Origin of the sequence: Pseudomonas sp. (genome assembly GCF_036404235.1) — a bacterium.
Classification (GTDB): domain Bacteria; phylum Pseudomonadota; class Gammaproteobacteria; order Pseudomonadales; family Pseudomonadaceae; genus Aquipseudomonas.
The window spans coordinates 1-16,677 of sequence record NZ_DASWOT010000086.1; the positions used below are offsets into that span (position 1 = coordinate 1).

The window sequence follows — 16,677 nt, forward strand, 5'->3', positions numbered from 1 at the left end:
AGGGCGGCTTCGTGTTTGCGCAGCGACTCCAGCGTCGGATCGGTCAGCACGTCGTACAGTTCGATCAGCCCCACAAACAGCTCGGCTGAACGCGTGTGCGTGACACCGATGGGGTGCAAGTCCTGTTTCTCATTGACGCCACAGGCCTGTTGAATCGACGTCAACCATTGGGCGTCGACGTACAGCATGATGTAGGACCATGGCTGATCTTCGATGGGATTGCAGGCATGCACATCGCCCGGATTCATCAGCACCACGGTCCCGGTGCTGATGGTTTGGGAGGTCTTCTCGTGCAGATAGGTGCTCTGCCCCGAGGTGATGGCGCCAATCGAGAACACCTCATGGGAGTGCCGTGAATAACAGACCTTGCGGCCATCCTCGATCGAACGTGCCTCGATGAAAGGCAATTGTGCATCTCGCCAGAAGCGCGGGGTGCCGGCCGTGGTCGGCGAGAGATCGAGGTGCATGGTGATGTCCTGTTTCGTCGTCAACTGCCGGTTTTGCAGCTGTGGAAAATGTCCAGCGCGGGCTGGTACTCGGCGGTGGTTACGCCGAGCAAGCCTAGCACCGAATGAAACAGGTAGTCGTGGCTCAGGTCCGGCTGATCACGTTTGGCCTGCAGGCACTTGAGGTCGATGGCTGCATCCTGGAGCGTGGCGCTGCCAAACCACATGACCATCGGCACATGGGTCTGCGCCACCGGTGCAATGGCGTAAGGTGCTGCATGCAGGTACACGCCGTCCTCACCCAGGGATTCGCCATGGTCGGAGACGTAGATCATCGAGGTGTCGACCTTGTCCTGATTGCGTTTGAGCAGTTCGATGGTCTGGGCCAGGAAGTGATCGGTATAGAGAATGGTGTCGTCGTATACGTTCTTGAGTTCATCCGAGGTGCAACTGCCCAACTGATTGGTATGGCAGACCGGGGTGAAGCGCTCCATGGTTTTCGGGTAGCGGGCGTAGTATTCGGGGCCATGGCTGCCGTCCGAATGCAGGACAATGATGGCGTTGTCCTGCAACGTGTCGATGTAGTCCTGCAACCCGACCAACAGCGATTCATCCAGGCAATTGCTGCCATCGCAGAAGGGGCTGGGTTGGGCTTTCGGAACATCGCTGTGTGGGACTCGCAAGCACGTGCCCTTGCAGTCGCTGTTGTTGTCCAGCCAGACAACCTTCAGCCCGGCGCGTTGGAGTATGTCCAGCAGCCCCTCATACGTCTTGCCCTTTTTGTCGCTGTAATCGGTACGCGGGAACTTCGAGAACATGCACGGCACCGAGACTGCCGTGGAGGTGCCACACGATTGCACATGGGTGAAGTTGAGAATATCGAGCTTTTCCAGTTCAGGGTTGGTGTCGCGCGAGTAGCCATTAAGCGAGAAGTGATCGGCACGGGCGGTTTCGCCTACCACGAAGATCATCAGGCTTTTCTTCGGTCGTTGTTGTGCTTGCGGGCTAAGCGTTGCGTCTGCGCCGACGGTCTGGATCGTCAGAGTTTCCTTGATGGCCACGCTTTGCTTGGTCAGCTTGCCGATGGCGTAAATGTAATTGGTTGGGTTGATGAAGTGCGTCAGTTTGTCTTCATCGCGAAAGATCGGCGCGTAGGTCGAGTAAAAAGTCCCCACCGATACCGCAATTACCAGCACACAGCCGATGGCAACCAGCACCTTATTGATCAGGCCGGGCAGCACTCGGCGATAGGTTACCGGCACACGCCAGATCACCACGATTGGCAGCACACCGAGCACCAGTAGATACCCGAACAGCTTGGCGCTGAGCAGCGCACTGGCTTCGCCGGGGTTGGTCTCCAGGACGTTTTGCATCATCACGGTGTCGATGGAAATGCCGTAGCTGGCCATGAAGTACGCAGCGGTCGCTGAGCACAACGCGATCAGGCTCAACGCCGGTTTGAGCGTCGGGCGGAACGAGAAGGGAATCAACAGCAGGGTAAAGGCCGCCCACAAGAAGAAGGCGAAGGACACCTGAAACGCGATTGACTTAAGCCCTTGTAACTCGGTCAGGCCGATCAAGGCGTGCCACGTTGCGATGTTGTAGAACGCCACCAGACAGAGTGCGAAAAGCATGACCAGACGGGTCGAGGTAAAGCGTTTGAACATCGATTTAATTTCCCTATAAAACACTGATCACAATGAGAAGCATGCGTTGGCGTATACCGGTTGCGTTCTGAGGGATCGCCCGTTGTTCAGACGCCGCGCTGTCGCGCAGCAAACACTGGATCTTGTTGGCGCGAGGCTTGCCCGCGAAAGCAGTTGACCTGGTTACCGACCTCATTTGCGGGCAAGCCTAGCTCCAACGGTTATTTATCGCCTGTTAAGTCAGCGGTTTATTTTATGTTTGAGGATAGGCCCGCCGATCACTTCGATTAAAGCGGGTATGACGCGTGATGAAGGTTTTGTTGCGAAGTTTTTCAGATCGATTGTGAATAACTCGTGAAAGGCGCCGCGTTTGCGCATGATTACGTTCAGTCGCAATGATCCCAGCCGGTCCATTGCTGATCGGTGAAAGGTTTACGGTGGGTGGGTGGCAATGTGCCTGCTCGGCGCGCTATGTTTCAGGTGTGGTCAATGGTGGTTAATTATTCATAACGGAGGATGCATGAGACTCATCGGTATGCTGGACTCGCCTTATGTACGGCGGGTTGCTGTCAGTCTTAAACGCATGGGCATCGCGTTTGAGCATGAACCGATTTCGGTTTTTCGAGGGTTCGATCAATTCAAACAGATCAATCCGCTGGTCAAGGCGCCGACTCTGGTGACCGACGACGGTGTGGTGCTGATGGAGTCGTCACTGATTCTCGATTACGCCGAGTGCCTGGCTGGGCCGGGTCGTGGACTGATGCCTGCGGCACTGGATCTGCGCGTGCAAACGCTGCGGCTGACGGGCCTGGCGTTGGTGGCCTGCGAGAAAGCAGTGCAGATTTACTACGAGCGCAATCTGCGTCCCGCTGAGATTCAACATGCGCCTTGGCTGGAGCGTGTGGGGTCGCAATTGACGTGCGCCTGCTCGGAGCTGGAAAGCGAACTCGCGCGGCATCCGTTACAAGCCAATGCACAGATCGGGCAGGATGGCATCAGCGTTGCGGTGGCCTGGAGTTTCATTCAATTGGTCGTGCCTGATCAGGCGTCGGCAGCGCAGTATCCGCTCTTGGCAGCGTTCAGTGAGGAGGCCGAAAAGCTGGAGATTTTTGTCAGCTTACCGATGGTCTGATGCCACCGGTTCTGTTGCAGGGAGGGGGCAATCCCTTCTCTGCGTGAATGGCTGTATCGCCGCGTAATCCGTAGCGTGCGCTGATCCTAAGTCAACGCGTTGTCCAGGCTTTCTCGTCGGCGAATGACTGCCACTGTGGCGTTTTGCCACGCCCCGTCGTTTCCCTTCGTTGACTTGCGTCAACCGCGGCAAAGAGGTCTATAGGAAAATTACCGACATTCCCACTGAGTAATGATCATGCCTGCTCATTTCGACTTCCTGAAAAAACCGTTGGTCAAGGAAATCGCTGTGATTCTGCTGATCAAGCTCGTGTTGCTGATGGGAATCCGCAGCGTCTGGTTCGACGCTCCGGTTGCGGTCAAGGATGACGGCGCTCAAGTCGGCCAGCACCTGCTGGGCTTACCTCCCGTTCCTTCTGAGAAGGCCCCAAAATGATTTCGGAATCAGTCGTCGACTTATCTCGGCTGCAATTCGCCATGACTGCGTTGTACCACTTCCTATTCGTCCCGTTGACCTTGGGCATGACCTTTCTGTTGGCGATCATGGAGTCGGTCTATGTCATGACCGGCAAACAGGTCTACAAGGACATGACCCAATTCTGGGGCAAGCTGTTTGGCATTAACTTCGCGCTGGGGGTAACCACCGGCCTGACCATGGAGTTTCAATTCGGGACCAACTGGGCTTACTACAGCCATTACGTCGGCGACATTTTCGGTGCGCCGTTGGCCATCGAAGGGATGATGGCGTTCTTCCTTGAATCCACATTCATTGGCCTGTTTTTCTTCGGCTGGACTCGCCTGTCGAAGGTCCAGCATCTGGGCGTCACCTGGCTGGTAGCGCTGGGCTCCAACCTGTCGGCACTGTGGATCCTCATTGCCAACGGCTGGATGCAAAACCCGGTCGGTGCCGAGTTCAACTTCGTCACCATGCGCATGGAGTTGACCAGCTTCAGTGACCTGATCTTCAACCCGGTGGCTCAGGTCAAGTTCGTTCACACCGTGGCTTCCGGTTATGTCACAGGTGCGATCTTCGTCCTGGCGATTTCCAGCTGGTACCTGCTTAAGGGGCGTGATGTCGCTTTCGCACGGCGTTCGTTTGCCATTGCTTCTGCATTCGGCATGGCTTCGATTCTGTCGGTGATTATCCTTGGCGACGAATCCGGTTATGAGATCGGCGACGTGCAGAAAACCAAGCTTGCGGCCATCGAAGCCGAGTGGGAAACCGAGCCTGCACCGGCGGCGTTCACCTTGTTCGGTCTGCCGAATCAGGCCGAGCAGCGCACCGATTACGCCGTGAAGATTCCTTATGTGATGGGCATCATCGCCACTCGCTCGGTGGATCGTCAGGTGACGGGCATCAAAGACCTGGTCGCCGAGCACCAGGGCCGCATTCGCAACGGCATGATCGCTTACGACTTGTTGGGCAAGCTGCGCTCAGGGGACAAGAGCCAGCAAACGCTTGACGCCTTCAATGGGGTGAAAAAAGACCTCGGCTACGGCCTGCTGCTCAAGAAGTACACCGACAAGGTCGTGGACGCCAACGAACAGCAGATCAAACAGGCAGCCTTGGATTCAATCCCTGGCGTGGCTTCGATTTTCTGGACCTTCCGCCTGATGGTGTTGAGCGGAATGCTCATGCTCTTGCTGTTTGTCTGTGCGTTCTGGGCCTCGGCACGCAAGAACGAGACCAGCAAGCGTTGGTTGCTCAAGTGGGCACTGTTCAGTCTGCCGCTGCCATGGGTCGCTACCCAGACCGGCTGGTACGTGGCCGAGCATGGTCGTCAGCCTTGGTCGATCGGTGAAGTCCTGCCAGTGCATTTGTCTACGTCGAGCCTGTCCACCGGCGATATCTGGGGTTCATTGTTGGCATTGGTCGGGTTCTACACCGTACTGCTGGTGATCGAGATGTACCTGATGATCAAGTTCGCCAAACAGGGTCCGAGCAGCCTGCACACTGGGCGTTATCACTTTGAACGCGAGGCTGAACCAGTCCGCGCCAACCCGTCCGTTCTGGCTTGAGGAGCAACGACCATGTTTGATTACGAGAACCTCAAGCTGATCTGGTGGGTGTTGGTGGGTGTGCTGTTGATCGGCTTTGCCCTGACCGACGGGTTCGATTTGGGTGCGGCGATGCTGATGCCGTTCGTGGGTCGTACGGACAGTGAGAGGCGGGTGGTGATCAATACCATTGCGCCGCACTGGGATGGTAATCAGGTCTGGCTGATCACCGCCGGTGGCGCTTTGTTCGCCGCCTGGCCGCTGGTGTATGCCGCGTCATTCTCGGGCTTTTACTGGGCAATGCTGTTGGTGCTGTTTGCCCTGTTCGTCCGGCCGGTAGGTTTTGACTACCGCAGCAAGCTGCCAAATACCCGCTGGCGCCAGAGTTGGGACTGGGGGTTGTTTGTGGGTGGCCTGGTGCCGTCGCTGGTCTTTGGTGTGGCGTTCGGCAACCTGTTGCTGGGTGTGCCGTTCCAGTTCGACGACACCATGCGTTCGAGTTATCAAGGTAATTTCTGGCAGTTGCTCAGCCCATTTGGCTTGCTGGCTGGCGTGGTCAGCCTGAGCATGTTGGGTATGCACGGCGGCACCTGGTTGCTGATGCGCACTGAGGGTGCGGTAGCCCAGCGTTCGCGCACTGCTGCGCTGTTGATGGGGCTGGTGTTCTTGCTGAGCTTCATTGGCGCCGGTCTGTGGTTGGCTTTCGGCGGTATCAATGGTTTGGTCATCACGTCTGCATTCGATGCTGGCAGTGCGCTGAACCCGCTGGCGAAAACTGTGGTGGCGGGAAATCACGGCTGGATGAACAATTACGCGCAGTATCCGCTGACGCTGATCGCGCCGCTGTTGGGTGTCTTCGGCGCGTTGTTGGCGCTGTTCGGTGCTGCGGGTCGTTCAGGTCGACTGGCGTTTCTCGGCAGCAGCCTGGCTATTGCCGGCACGCTGTGTACCGCAGGCTTTGCGCTGTTCCCATTTGTGATGCCGTCGAGCCTGGATCTTGCATCGAGCCTAACGGTATGGGATGCGGTTTCAAGCCATAAAACCTTGATCATCATGTTGGTGGCGGCAGCAATCTTCGTTCCACTGATCCTCTGCTACACACTTTGGTGCTACGCCAAAATGTGGGGCAAAGTCACCACTTCGCACATTGACAGCAACCCCCACGGTTTGTACTGAGGAGAAAACGTTATGTGGTATTTCGCTTGGATCCTCGGCGTCTTGCTGGCCTGTAGCTTCGGTATCATCAACGCGCTATGGCTGGAGTCCGCCGACCTTCTGGCCAAGGAGGCAGTAGGCGATGACTGAAGGATTGGCGGCGCCATTACGGCATGGCTTCAGTCGGGGACTGTCTCTGTTGTTGGCGGTGCCGCTTAGCCTGATTTTGCTGATTCACCCGGCGTCGATGCTCGATGCCCAAGGCCATTACAGCCACAACCTGCTGATGCTGGTCATGTGGGGCGTGGCCGGTGGCTTCGTCCATGGTGTCGGCTTCGACCCCCGCGCGCTGGGATGGCGGCTGGTGTTTCACCCGCTGCTGGCGTGGGTGTTGATGGCGCTGGGGTACGGGATGTGGTGGATGGGGGTGTTTGGGCACTGAAAGCATTTGCGATGACCTGCATAGGGGGCGGGCTTGTCCCACGACCTGCGCACGTGGTGTGACAGGCAGACCGCGCGCACCGGGTTTACTGCCGCTGCGCGCCAGATCGCGGGACAAGCCATGCTACTTACAGTGGGTTCTGGCCCTAAAGCATTTGCGATAATCCCGGCCATTCATCGCGAAAATGCGTTCGCAAGCGCTACTATCGTGGCCCTCAGAGCAGAGCCTGTTCTGCGTCACGAAACGCTTCGAAGTCAGAGTCGCCATGGATAGATTTCAGGAAATGCAGGTGTTCATTGCCGTCAGCGAAGCGCGCAGTTTCGCCAAGGCGGCGCGCAAGCTGAATATGTCTGCGCCCAGTGTGACTCGGGCAGTGGCCGCGCTGGAAAAACGCATCGGCGCGCTGTTGCTGTCGCGGACCACCCGCAGTGTGCATGTCAGCGAAGCGGGGCAGCGTTATCTGGAAGATTGCCGACGCATCCTGGCCGAGCTCGAAGAGGCCGAAGACTCAGCCAGCGGCAGCATCGCCGAGCCTGCCGGTCATCTCACCATCACCGCCTCACAGTTGTTCGGCGAACTGTTCGTGATACCCGTGGTAGTGGATTATCTCGCGGCCTTTCCTGGGGTCAGCATCAACGCTCTGTTGCTGGATCGCTTGACCCATCTTAGCGAGGAGGGCATCGACGTCGCGGTGCGCATCGGCCATTTGCCTGAAAGCGGTCAACACGCAGTCAGGGTAGGGGAGGTCCGACGCGTAGTTTGCGCCTCGCCGGCTTATCTGGACGCCCATGGTCGACCACAGCATCCGTCCGATCTGCAACGCCATCGCCTGATCGTTTCGGATGCCAGTACGCTGGTTCGGCGCTGGGATTTTCAGGACGGTGCAAAGCCTGTGTATTTCGAACCCGACTCCCGTCTGACCGTGTCGGCAAATCAGCCCGCGATCAGTGCTGCCAGTCTTGGCTGGGGATTGACCCGAGTGTTGTCCTATCAGGTTGCGGGCAAAGTCGCGGCGGGGGAGTTGGAGATCGTGTTGAGCGACTTTGAGCTTGTGCCCTTGCCGGTACACGTGTGCTATCAAGGCGAGCGCAAGATGTCGGCGAAGGTCCGCAGTTTCGTCGATTTCTGCGTTGAGCGGTTGAGCCGACACCCAGCATTGGTGGCAACGGACAAGGCGCCTGGCTGATGGACCGTCATCTGCAAATGCGGGTCCTCCACGCCGTCGCCCACGCGCCCAGCCTGGCGGCGGCATCGCGCCGTTTGGGGGTTTGCGAAGCGACAGTGACTCGGGCGATGGCCGCGTTGGAGCGTCGTTTGGGTACGCGATTGCTGACGCGCAGCACCCGAGGCGTGACGCTGACCGATGTTGGCGTGACCTTTGCCGCTGAATGTGCGCGCCTGTTGCAGGCGGTCGGCGCTGCCGAAGCCTCGGCCAACGGGCTGCACAGCGAACCGCGCGGCCAGTTGCGGCTGGTGATGCCGCTGCTGTTTGGCGACCAATTGCTGATGCCGATTGTCCTCGATTACCTCGATGTGTGGCCGGCCATTGATATGTCTGTCATTTATCAGGACCGATTTCCCAATCTGCATGAAGAGGGCGTCGATGTGGCGGTCCTGATCGGTGCGCTGGCCGACTCATCAATGGTGGCGCGCAAAGTCGGAACGGTGCGTCAGGTGGTGTGCGCCAGCCCAGGCTATCTGGCGACGCGTGGCGAGCCAATGCATCCCCATGAACTCGCAGGTCATGCCAGCATTTATGCCAATGCCGACGGTGGCTTGATGGAGTGGCGTTTTCAGCAGCAGAACGTGGTGTTTTCCGTGGCGCTCAAACCCGTGCTGCGCTGCACCACGGCTTCTTCGGCGATTATTGCCGCATGTCGGGGCGCGGGATTGGCTTGTTGCTGGAGTTACCAGGCACACGACTCAATTCAGGACGGGCGGCTGACACGGCTGCTGAGCGCATTCGAGCTGCCGGCGGTTCCAGTGCATGTGGTCTATCGCGAAGGACGTCGAGCCTCGGCGCGGGTTCGCAGTTTTGTCGATTACGCGGTCGAGCGCCTGCGCAGGCATCCGGCCATGAGTGGCGTTTGACTGCACAACGTTTTGGCATCGTCCCTGAGCATGCTGGCGATTGATACTTGCAGTTTCTGAAACAGTGGATTGCCTTTCATGGCGATTCTGCTCCTTCGGTGTGTAGACCAACATGTGCTCATTCAGCGCGGTAAACCTTCAGCGGCACCGCTGCACTTCGCTGAGTTGTCTGCCCACCCTTTGAATCGGAGCACATGATGAACGCCATCAAATTCTATCGTTACCCACTGTCCGGCCATGCTCATCGCGTGGAGTTGATGCTGTCTTTGCTGGGACTGGACACCGAACCGGTGTTCGTCGATCTGGCCAACGGTGCCCACAAACAGCCTGAATTCCTGGCCCTGAACGCTTTTGGCCAAGTGCCGGTGATTGATGACAACGGTACGGTATTGGCCGATTCGACAGCGATCCTTATCTACCTGGCGAAAACCTACGACGCCTCGGGTCAATGGCTACCCGAGGACGCCAAGGTCGCGGCACAGGTGCAGCGTTGGTTATCGGTTGCGTCGGGGCAAATCACCAACGGCCCGGCCACTGCTCGCCTGATCACCGTATTCGGTGCGCCGTACGACGCCGACGAGGCGATCAAACGCTCGCACGCGCTGCTTCAGGTCATGGATCAGGAGCTGAGTGAGCGTGCATTTCTTGCCACTGACCACGCGACCGTCGCCGACGTCGCGGCCTATACCTACATCGCCCACGCCCCCGAGGGCAATGTATCTCTTGAGGGCTACCCGCACGTTCGCCAGTGGTTGGCGCGCATCGAAGCGCTTCAGGGTTTCGTGCCAATGCCACGTACGGTCATTGGCCTGCAGGCTTGACCTGACGCTGCCCCTCTGCTCCGGCCGTCACTCAGGCGGTCGGATCTTACGCTTTTGATCGGAGATGCCGTCATGAGCCAGACCGAACACCCAAAACCATCGCCCTGGCATTTGGGCGAAAAGCGCTTGCAAGCCCACGTCGGTGTCGCCGAGCGCATGGAAGTGCATGGCAGAAAAGTCCTGCGTGACTACATGCCTGATCAGCACCGAACGTTCTACGCGCATTTGCCTTACATCGTGATCGGCGCCGTCGATGATCAGGGATGGCCCTGGGCAAGCGTGCTCGATGGTCATGCAGGCTTTATTGCATCACCTGATCCGCGCAGGCTGGACATCCGTCGCCTGCCAGACGCCGAAGACCCGATCAGCCAGGGTTTTACGTCGGGCGCAGCGCTGGGCATGCTTGGGATTGACCTGCACACACGGCGGCGCAACCGCGTCAATGGCCAAATCAGCGAGCTGAGTGCGACGGGCTTTTCAGTCGCGGTCGAGCATGCCTTTGGCAATTGCCCGCAATACATTCAGCTGCGTCAACTCAAGCAAGTGCCGCGCTCTGCCCACATCGACAGGCCACAGCCTATGCGCATGAGCACACTGGACGATGCTGCCGTTGCCACGATTCGCGGCGCCGACACGTTTTTTGTCGCAAGCTTCGTGGACGTCGACGACGACCCGCAGCGCCGGGGTGTAGACGTGTCCCATCGCGGTGGGCAAGCGGGTTTCGTGCGAGTGGAAGGCAATCTGCTGACCATTCCTGATTTTGCCGGCAATCTGCATTTCAATACGTTGGGTAATTTTTTACTCAACCCCAAGGCGGGGCTGGTGTTCATCGACTTTGAGTCTGGCGAGTTGTTGCAACTGGTGGGGCATGTTGAGCTCATCCTTGAAGGGCCGGAGATCGCAGCGTTTCAGGGCGCTGAGCGGCTCTGGCAGGTGCAGGTGCAGACGGTGGTTCGTCGGCCAGCAGCTTTGCGCTCGCGCTGGACGTTCGAGGCGTTCTCGCCTAACAGCTTGATGACTGGCAACTGGCAACAGACCGCCGCGCGCTTGCAAGCACACACGCTGCAAGACCAATGGCGGCCATTACGGGTGACGCGGATCGAGGACGAGAGCCATGGCGTTCGCTCGTTTTATCTGGAGCCCGTCGATGGCGTCGGGCTGCCGGCATTCAAAGCCGGGCAACACTTGCCGTTGCGGTTGGCGCTGGCCGAGCAAGGCAAGCCGCTGATCCGCACTTACAGCCTGTCCAGCGCACCGTCCGATGAATTCTTTCGCATCAGTGTGAAGCGCGACGGCCTGGTGTCGGCGCACCTGCACGATCAGGTCAGCGTCGGGGATGTACTGGAGGCCCGGGCGCCGCAGGGCAGTTTTGTGGTCGACCCTGCAGAGCAGCGGCCGCTGGTGCTGTTGGGGGCCGGGATTGGTGTGACGCCGATGCTGTCGATGCTGCGCGAGGTCATTTATGAGGGCAAACGTGTGCGTCGGATGCGTCCCACCTGGTTCATCCAGAGTGCACGTCGTCTGGTGGACCTGGCTTTTCGCGCAGAATTGGACACACTGATCTCCAGTGCCGGAGATTCTTTGACTGCTGTGCGGCTGCTCAGCAAGCCTGAGCCGGGTGACTGGCAGGGCGAAGCGTTTCAAGCCACCGGCCGGATTGACCTGGCGCTGCTCAAATCGTTGTTGCCCTTCGACGATTTCGATTTTTACGTGTGTGGACCTGCAAGCTTCACACAAGGGCTGTATGACAGTCTCAGGGCGATGCATATCCGTGACGAACGGATTCACGCCGAGACCTTCGGACCGTCCACGCTGAGACGGACCCGCGACCAACAGACCGCTGGCCTGGAACAGCCGCCAGCCGCTACTGACTCAGTTGCGGTGGTGTTCGAAAAATCCGCCAAGCAAGGGCGCTGGCAGCCGGACAGTGGCAGCCTGCTGGAGTTGGCCGAAAGCCGTGGCCTTAACCCCGAATACAGTTGCCGTGGCGGTTCGTGCGGTACCTGCACAACCCGGCTTATCAGCGGCCAGGTGCATTACCCGGTTCCGCCTGCCGACATGCCGGCAGCGGACCACGTGCTGATCTGCTGCGCAGTCCCGGCCTCAGGGCCGTTGGTGCTCGATCTGTAAACATCCATGCGTGAGCAGGAGGTTGTGATGAGTGAATGGCCCGTGGTTGAAGACGAACCCCCGACTCCCTTCCAACAGACGGAACAAGAAGCGTCGTGGCTGGCGCCGCAGTGCATGTGCCCGCTATCGGGAGAAATACTGGAATCGCATCAGCAAGAGGAGCGACCGGTGTCCTTGGGCTTTATCGCCTGGGTGCGCACTGTGTCGGTCTTTCATCGGCATCGATAAGCGCCTGACCTGTCTTGCTTGACGGGCAATCAGTGGTTTTGTCGGGGTTGAATGCGGCGGCGCGGGGCGCGATGATGGGGGCCGACTCATCATCCGTTTTGGTTCGCCAGGCAAAAACCCCCCCAACATGAAAGTCAGTGCGCGCAATGTATTCAAAGGCACCGTCAGCAACATTCAGGACGGCGCGGTTAACGCCGAGGTCGTTCTCGAACTGGCTGGCGGAGAACAGCTGGTGGCGGTGGTTACCATGGCCAGCGTCAAGAGCCTTGGTCTGGCGGTGGGCAAGCAAGCTGTCGCCTTGATCAAGGCGCCGTGGGTCATGTTGATGACCGACTCCAGCGGTTTTCGCCTTTCGGCGCGTAACTGCCTTGAGGGCACGGTGACGCGTGTCAGCGACGGCGCAGTCAACTCCGAAGTGGTTGTGACCTTGCCTGGCGGTACTGAGGTGTACTCGATCGTTACCCGCGAGGCCGTCGCTGAACTGGGTTTGGCCGCTGGCGTCAGTGCCACTGCGGTGATCAAGGCATCGCACATCATTCTCGCTGTACCGGCCTGACTTAGGGAAAGAGCCTACGGCGACAACACCGCAGCCTATCTAACGCTCGACAGTTTCTCTGGCCGGGCTGATCGCGTGGTTACGCAAGCTAACTGATCACGAAACAATGCTAGCGTCGTTTCGCTCCAGTGGAGTCGATCAGCAGGCCTTACGAGCAAACGTGAACAGACCCAGGGTGAATCGGGTTCTTCGCCCTGAAGGTCATTGCATCCGAGCTCGCCAGCAGGCGTTGTGCTATCCGCTCAAATGCATCTTCGGGCATGAGCCCGAGATCAAACCGCTGAAAAGCGCTTGTCCAGGTAATCGATGATTACCTTGGACTCGTACATCCATACCGTCTGGCCGGCTTCTTCAATACGCAGGCACGGAACTTTGATCTTGCCGCCTTGGTTGAGCAGGGTCTGGCGATCCAGCTCGTTGTTCTTGGCATCACGCAGCGCGACCGGGACGTTCAGGCGGCGCAGGGTGCGACGGGTCTTCACGCAGAACGGGCAGGCGTGAAACTGATACAGCGTCAGGTCCTTTGCCGATTCATCGACTGCGGTCTGGGCGGCGGGCGAGCGTTTCTTCTTGCTGGGTCGGGTGATGAAATCGATGAGGATAACGAGTTGGCCCAGGCCTACTCTCAATGCTTTCATGAACACGATAAAAACCTCTGGAAACAGGCGAGTCGCGGCGATATACCGCGACCTCGATGACGCGCAAAGTCAGCGAATCAGACTGAGAAACTCGGTACGTGTCGCGACGTTCTCGCGAAACTCGCCGAGCATCACTGACGTGATCATGGACGAATTCTGCTTCTCGACACCGCGCATCATCATGCACATGTGCTTGGCTTCGATGACCACTGCAACGCCCAGCGCGCCCGTCACTTCCTGAACCGCTTCGGCAATCTGACGGCTGAGGTTTTCTTGAATTTGCAGGCGTCGGGCAAACATATCGACGATGCGCGCGACTTTCGACAGGCCCAATACTTTTCCACTTGGGATGTAAGCCACGTGGGCCTTGCCGATGAAGGGCAGTAAATGATGCTCACATAACGAGTACAGCTCTATGTCCTTGACCACGACCATTTCGCTGTTGTCGGAGCTGAACAGCGCACCGTTGGTGACTTCTTCCAGGGTTTGCTCGTAGCCGCGGCAGAGATAATGCATGGCCTTGGCGGCGCGCTTGGGGGTGTCGAGCAGACCTTCGCGGGAAACGTCCTCGCCAAGCTGGCGCAATATCTCGGTGTAATTCTGTTCCAGTGTCACAGGGCTGTGTTTCCGTGTGGGTTTCAGAGGGGTGCTGTTAATGGTTGTACCGAGTTTCTACCAATCAGGCTCATTTACAGCTTTGCGAGCTCATTGCACTCGGCGGTGGAGTTGATCCACTTGGCATCAGTAGAACGCAGCATCTGCACGCTATGTCCGAGCTGATTGGCGATGAACGCAGGATTCATGCCCGCCGTGCGGCACATGGTAGCGTAGGTATGCCTGCAGTTGTACTGTCATCTCCCCCTGATACCAAGCTTGACGACGACCTCGTTGAAGAACTTGTCGGTCAAGCTGGCGTGTCGGATGAATATTGCGTCGAGAACGGCCTGATGATCTGGATGTTGCCGCCATTGACGTTAATGGAAGCGCCTTGCTGCTCAATGATCAGCTTGTCGCCCTTGAAGTAGGTCTTGATACTGCACGTTCCCACGCGCAAACGGCATCCGCCTAAGTGGTGGCACAATGCATGAAGCGCAAATAGATGTTAAGGACGACGAGTGGTTGCCTCGGCGAATATCCCTCGATGGTGGCGGGTTCTACCTGACACCTACTGCTTACTAGAACAAGCCTGCTTCGGTGGGTTTATTGGATTGGAAAAAGGATGTGCCCATGTCGTTGCCACGGCTGACCCTGACAACACTGGTTTTGGCTATGTTTGCGTTGCCGTCGCTGTCATCCGCTGCTGGAGATGCTGCCAGATGTGAACGACTGATCGTGACGGGGAGCCCGGATGCGCCGCCGTATCTATGGCGCGATCCCCAGGACCCTAAGCACCTGATGGGCGCCAATGCTGATCTGATCAAAGAAACGGCGCAGCAAATGGGTGTGAAGGTCGAATTCATGTATGCAGGCAAGCGCAGCCAGGCGCTGGATGAGGTGCGCACTGGACGCATGGATATGCTGGCCGACGCGCCGTTGAGCAGCGCGCAGCTTGAATCGCTCGATTTCATTCATCCCCCCATCGCCCAGAACGAAATAATGGTTTGGACCCATAAGGACCAGACTCTGCCATTCAATGCATTGGCCGACCTGCACGGTCACTTGGGGGCGTTATCCGAAAAGACCCGAATCACGCCTTCATTCGAGGCTGCGATCAAAGAAAATTTGACGGTAGAACGCCAGCCAAACCTGACCCAGACTTTTGAGCAACTGCTGACCGGCAAAGTTGAATACGTGCTGGCGGGGCGATATGCCGGCATGGCAATGGCTGAGGCATTCAGTTCGGCTGGCGACCTGATAGCGCAGCCGTTGCCATTGGATCGGCCTGGTTTTTATCTCGCCTTGTCGTTCAATTCTGCATGCAATGACCCTTGGCTGCGCGGACAGCTGGCAAAAAGGATGACAGAATTGGCCACTTCCAATCGCGCCGACGAGGCGATAAAGCGCAATGTCGAACTGTGGAAAGCCCAGCTCCAGCAGCCAGCCAACGCTGCAAACCAGTAGGAATATTTTTTGAGAATTCGATTTTTATTGACCGCCGTGGTGCTTTCCACCCTGCTTGGCTGCGCGAACGATCCCGCGCCGACTGCGCAGTTGAAGCTCACCGAACAGGCCGTCGCCCAAGCGACCGCGGTGGGCGCCACTGACGAACCGGAAATGGCTTTGGCGCAATCCAGGCTGGCCCAGGCTCGTGCCGACATGCAAAGCAAATCCTACAAGAACGCGCGGATGCAAGCCGAACAGGCAGAGCTCGATGCCCGATTGGCCGAAGCGCGTGTTCTGACACAGAAAAGTGAAGAGCAGTTGACCCAGATGAACACCCGACTCAACCGCTTGCGCAAACAAGTGGGGGAGGCGCAGTGAACAGTATTCCTCGCGTGTTGAGTGTGTGTTTGTTGTTGGGTTCGGCTGGCCTATACGGCTGTGCGGGTCATCAAAGCAGTGACAAAGCGTTGCAGTCCGCCAGCGCCGACTTTCAGACAGTCAAAGAAGATACCAACGTCTTGCGTAGCGCGCCGAGGGATGTCATTCGTGCTGGCGAATTGTTGGCGCGTGCAGAGCGTTTGTCTGGCTACATTGGCAGTGATGAAGACGTCAGTCATTACGCCTACTTGAGCAGTCGCTACAGCGCAATTGCTACTGAGCACAGCAAGCTTTTGTTGAACCAAGAGCGCTTGGCGCGCCTGGAGTTGGAGCGTCAACGGCTTCAGTTGGTATTGCGCGAACAAAAGCTGGCCGGTGTGCAGCAGCAAGGTCAGTGGGTGGAAGATCAAATCATCAGTCTGTCGACCCATCAAACAGAGCGCGGATTGGTCATGACCCTGGGTGATATGTTGTTCGATACCGGGCGTGCCGAGCTCAAAAGCTCCGCCAATCGTACGGTGCTCAAGGTCGTGCAGTTTCTCCAGCTAAACCCCAAGCGGGTGGTGCGCATCGAGGGCTACACCGACAGCACCGGCGACAGTCAGGACAACCTACAGCTATCAAAAGATCGCGCCCAGTCGGTGGCTGATGTGTTGTCCGACCTCGGCATCGAAGACGAGCGCATTCAGGTGCTCGGTTACGGTGATCAATATGCCGTCGACGTAAACACTTCTGAGCGCGGACGCGCACAAAATCGTCGTGTCGAGATCGTTTTTTCGGACGAAAAAGGTCGATTGAGCGCTCCACGATAAACTATTTTTCAAATGCCCCCGGCATTGGCGATGAGGGTCGGATTTTATGCCCGAAATATCGGGCGTTTTGGCTGTTATGACCTATCTTGTTTTTCATCACTAACACTTATCGCTGGCAAAAAACTTAACTGTCCCCGTACACTTTGCAACTGTTCTGGTGAT

At 57.8% G+C, this 16,677-nt stretch carries 20 protein-coding genes; 15 read left to right on the top strand and 5 right to left on the bottom strand.

Translation table 11 applies throughout. The features are described from left to right. The coding region (locus VGC62_RS10245; RefSeq protein WP_331186965.1) for an AraC family ligand binding domain-containing protein at positions 1 to 467 on the bottom strand (467 nt) is incomplete at its 3' end. A 20-nt stretch (positions 468 to 487) separates the two neighbouring features. Beyond that, a complete protein-coding gene (locus VGC62_RS10250; protein WP_331186966.1) occupies positions 488 to 2,113 on the bottom strand; it encodes a phosphoethanolamine--lipid A transferase in 1,626 nt (541 codons plus the stop codon). 499 nt (positions 2,114 to 2,612) lie between these two features. Here VGC62_RS10250 and VGC62_RS10255 point away from each other — a divergent pair, with 499 nt between their 5' ends. From VGC62_RS10255 to VGC62_RS10310, 12 genes are all read left to right on the top strand, one after another. Continuing rightward, on the top strand, positions 2,613 to 3,224 hold the full coding sequence (locus VGC62_RS10255) for a glutathione S-transferase (RefSeq protein WP_331186967.1): 612 nt from the start codon (positions 2,613 to 2,615) through the stop codon (positions 3,222 to 3,224). Between the two features lie 237 nt (positions 3,225 to 3,461). After that, on the top strand, positions 3,462 to 3,659 hold the full coding sequence (gene cydP / locus VGC62_RS10260) for a cytochrome oxidase putative small subunit CydP (RefSeq protein WP_331186968.1): 198 nt from the start codon (positions 3,462 to 3,464) through the stop codon (positions 3,657 to 3,659). Then, positions 3,656 to 5,242 carry a cytochrome ubiquinol oxidase subunit I gene (locus VGC62_RS10265; protein WP_331186969.1) on the top strand — a complete coding sequence of 529 codons (1,587 nt, stop codon included), beginning with the start codon at positions 3,656 to 3,658 and terminating at the stop codon, positions 5,240 to 5,242. The genes cydP and VGC62_RS10265 overlap by 4 nt, the downstream gene beginning before the upstream one ends. A gap of 12 nt (positions 5,243 to 5,254) precedes the next feature. Further along, the gene (gene cydB / locus VGC62_RS10270) at positions 5,255 to 6,397 is read left to right on the top strand and encodes a cytochrome d ubiquinol oxidase subunit II (protein ID WP_331186970.1); all 1,143 of its coding nucleotides are present in this window, start codon (positions 5,255 to 5,257) and stop codon (positions 6,395 to 6,397) included. Between the two features lie 12 nt (positions 6,398 to 6,409). Beyond that, positions 6,410 to 6,526, top strand: a complete 117-nt coding sequence (cydX, locus tag VGC62_RS10275) for a cytochrome bd-I oxidase subunit CydX (protein WP_331186971.1) — start codon at positions 6,410 to 6,412, stop codon at positions 6,524 to 6,526. After that, complete coding sequence (locus VGC62_RS10280; protein WP_331186972.1) at positions 6,519 to 6,818, top strand: cyd operon YbgE family protein; 300 nt, start codon at positions 6,519 to 6,521, stop codon at positions 6,816 to 6,818. Before cydX ends, VGC62_RS10280 begins: the two co-directional genes overlap by 8 nt. A 265-nt stretch (positions 6,819 to 7,083) precedes the next feature. After that, on the top strand, positions 7,084 to 8,004 hold the full coding sequence (locus VGC62_RS10285; protein WP_331186973.1) for a LysR family transcriptional regulator: 921 nt from the start codon (positions 7,084 to 7,086) through the stop codon (positions 8,002 to 8,004). After that, positions 8,004 to 8,909 carry a LysR family transcriptional regulator gene (locus VGC62_RS10290; RefSeq protein WP_331186974.1) on the top strand — a complete coding sequence of 302 codons (906 nt, stop codon included), beginning with the start codon at positions 8,004 to 8,006 and terminating at the stop codon, positions 8,907 to 8,909. The genes VGC62_RS10285 and VGC62_RS10290 overlap by 1 nt, the downstream gene beginning before the upstream one ends. A 197-nt stretch (positions 8,910 to 9,106) precedes the next feature. Further along, a complete protein-coding gene (locus VGC62_RS10295) occupies positions 9,107 to 9,730 on the top strand; it encodes a glutathione S-transferase (protein ID WP_331186975.1) in 624 nt (207 codons plus the stop codon). A 72-nt stretch (positions 9,731 to 9,802) separates the two neighbouring features. Beyond that, positions 9,803 to 11,860, top strand: a complete 2,058-nt coding sequence (locus VGC62_RS10300; RefSeq protein WP_331186976.1) for a pyridoxamine 5'-phosphate oxidase family protein — start codon at positions 9,803 to 9,805, stop codon at positions 11,858 to 11,860. Positions 11,861 to 11,887: 27 nt separating this feature from the next. Next, positions 11,888 to 12,088, top strand: a complete 201-nt coding sequence (locus tag VGC62_RS10305; RefSeq protein ID WP_331186977.1) for a hypothetical protein — start codon at positions 11,888 to 11,890, stop codon at positions 12,086 to 12,088. 127 nt (positions 12,089 to 12,215) lie between these two features. After that, a complete protein-coding gene (locus VGC62_RS10310) occupies positions 12,216 to 12,644 on the top strand; it encodes a TOBE domain-containing protein (protein ID WP_331186978.1) in 429 nt (142 codons plus the stop codon). Between the two features lie 272 nt (positions 12,645 to 12,916). Here VGC62_RS10310 and VGC62_RS10315 read toward each other — a convergent pair whose 3' ends face one another. The 3 genes from VGC62_RS10315 to VGC62_RS10330 all read right to left on the bottom strand — a co-directional run bounded on the left by VGC62_RS10315 (position 12,917) and on the right by VGC62_RS10330 (position 14,330). Continuing rightward, positions 12,917 to 13,288, bottom strand: coding sequence for a glutathione S-transferase N-terminal domain-containing protein (locus VGC62_RS10315; RefSeq protein ID WP_331186979.1), 372 nt, complete (start codon positions 13,286 to 13,288; stop codon positions 12,917 to 12,919). A 63-nt stretch (positions 13,289 to 13,351) separates the two neighbouring features. Next, a complete protein-coding gene (gene folE, locus VGC62_RS10320; protein ID WP_331186980.1) occupies positions 13,352 to 13,897 on the bottom strand; it encodes a GTP cyclohydrolase I FolE in 546 nt (181 codons plus the stop codon). Between the two features lie 289 nt (positions 13,898 to 14,186). Next, positions 14,187 to 14,330, bottom strand: a complete 144-nt coding sequence (locus VGC62_RS10330) for a hypothetical protein (RefSeq protein ID WP_331186981.1) — start codon at positions 14,328 to 14,330, stop codon at positions 14,187 to 14,189. 179 nt (positions 14,331 to 14,509) lie between these two features. On the opposite strand from VGC62_RS10330, the gene VGC62_RS10335 reads away from it, so the two are divergent. From VGC62_RS10335 to VGC62_RS10345, 3 genes are read left to right on the top strand one after another with little or no spacing between them, the layout of a single operon-like run. Further along, on the top strand, positions 14,510 to 15,343 hold the full coding sequence (locus tag VGC62_RS10335; protein ID WP_331186982.1) for a substrate-binding periplasmic protein: 834 nt from the start codon (positions 14,510 to 14,512) through the stop codon (positions 15,341 to 15,343). Positions 15,344 to 15,352: 9 nt separating this feature from the next. After that, on the top strand, positions 15,353 to 15,703 hold the full coding sequence (locus VGC62_RS10340) for a DUF4398 domain-containing protein (RefSeq protein WP_331186983.1): 351 nt from the start codon (positions 15,353 to 15,355) through the stop codon (positions 15,701 to 15,703). Continuing rightward, positions 15,700 to 16,515, top strand: coding sequence for an OmpA family protein (locus tag VGC62_RS10345; RefSeq protein ID WP_331186984.1), 816 nt, complete (start codon positions 15,700 to 15,702; stop codon positions 16,513 to 16,515). Before VGC62_RS10340 ends, VGC62_RS10345 begins: the two co-directional genes overlap by 4 nt. Positions 16,516 to 16,677: the final 162 nt, after the last annotated feature.

Coding starts and splice junctions, on each gene's coding strand:
- VGC62_RS10250 (WP_331186966.1), bottom strand. CDS start 2,113: ATGTTCAAACGCTTTACCTCGACCCGTCTGGTCATGCTTTTCGCACTC.
- VGC62_RS10255 (WP_331186967.1), top strand. CDS start 2,613: ATGAGACTCATCGGTATGCTGGACTCGCCTTATGTACGGCGGGTTGCT.
- cydP (WP_331186968.1), top strand. CDS start 3,462: ATGCCTGCTCATTTCGACTTCCTGAAAAAACCGTTGGTCAAGGAAATC.
- VGC62_RS10265 (WP_331186969.1), top strand. CDS start 3,656: ATGATTTCGGAATCAGTCGTCGACTTATCTCGGCTGCAATTCGCCATG.
- cydB (WP_331186970.1), top strand. CDS start 5,255: ATGTTTGATTACGAGAACCTCAAGCTGATCTGGTGGGTGTTGGTGGGT.
- cydX (WP_331186971.1), top strand. CDS start 6,410: ATGTGGTATTTCGCTTGGATCCTCGGCGTCTTGCTGGCCTGTAGCTTC.
- VGC62_RS10280 (WP_331186972.1), top strand. CDS start 6,519: ATGACTGAAGGATTGGCGGCGCCATTACGGCATGGCTTCAGTCGGGGA.
- VGC62_RS10285 (WP_331186973.1), top strand. CDS start 7,084: ATGGATAGATTTCAGGAAATGCAGGTGTTCATTGCCGTCAGCGAAGCG.
- VGC62_RS10290 (WP_331186974.1), top strand. CDS start 8,004: ATGGACCGTCATCTGCAAATGCGGGTCCTCCACGCCGTCGCCCACGCG.
- VGC62_RS10295 (WP_331186975.1), top strand. CDS start 9,107: ATGAACGCCATCAAATTCTATCGTTACCCACTGTCCGGCCATGCTCAT.
- VGC62_RS10300 (WP_331186976.1), top strand. CDS start 9,803: ATGAGCCAGACCGAACACCCAAAACCATCGCCCTGGCATTTGGGCGAA.
- VGC62_RS10305 (WP_331186977.1), top strand. CDS start 11,888: ATGAGTGAATGGCCCGTGGTTGAAGACGAACCCCCGACTCCCTTCCAA.
- VGC62_RS10310 (WP_331186978.1), top strand. CDS start 12,216: ATGAAAGTCAGTGCGCGCAATGTATTCAAAGGCACCGTCAGCAACATT.
- VGC62_RS10335 (WP_331186982.1), top strand. CDS start 14,510: ATGTCGTTGCCACGGCTGACCCTGACAACACTGGTTTTGGCTATGTTT.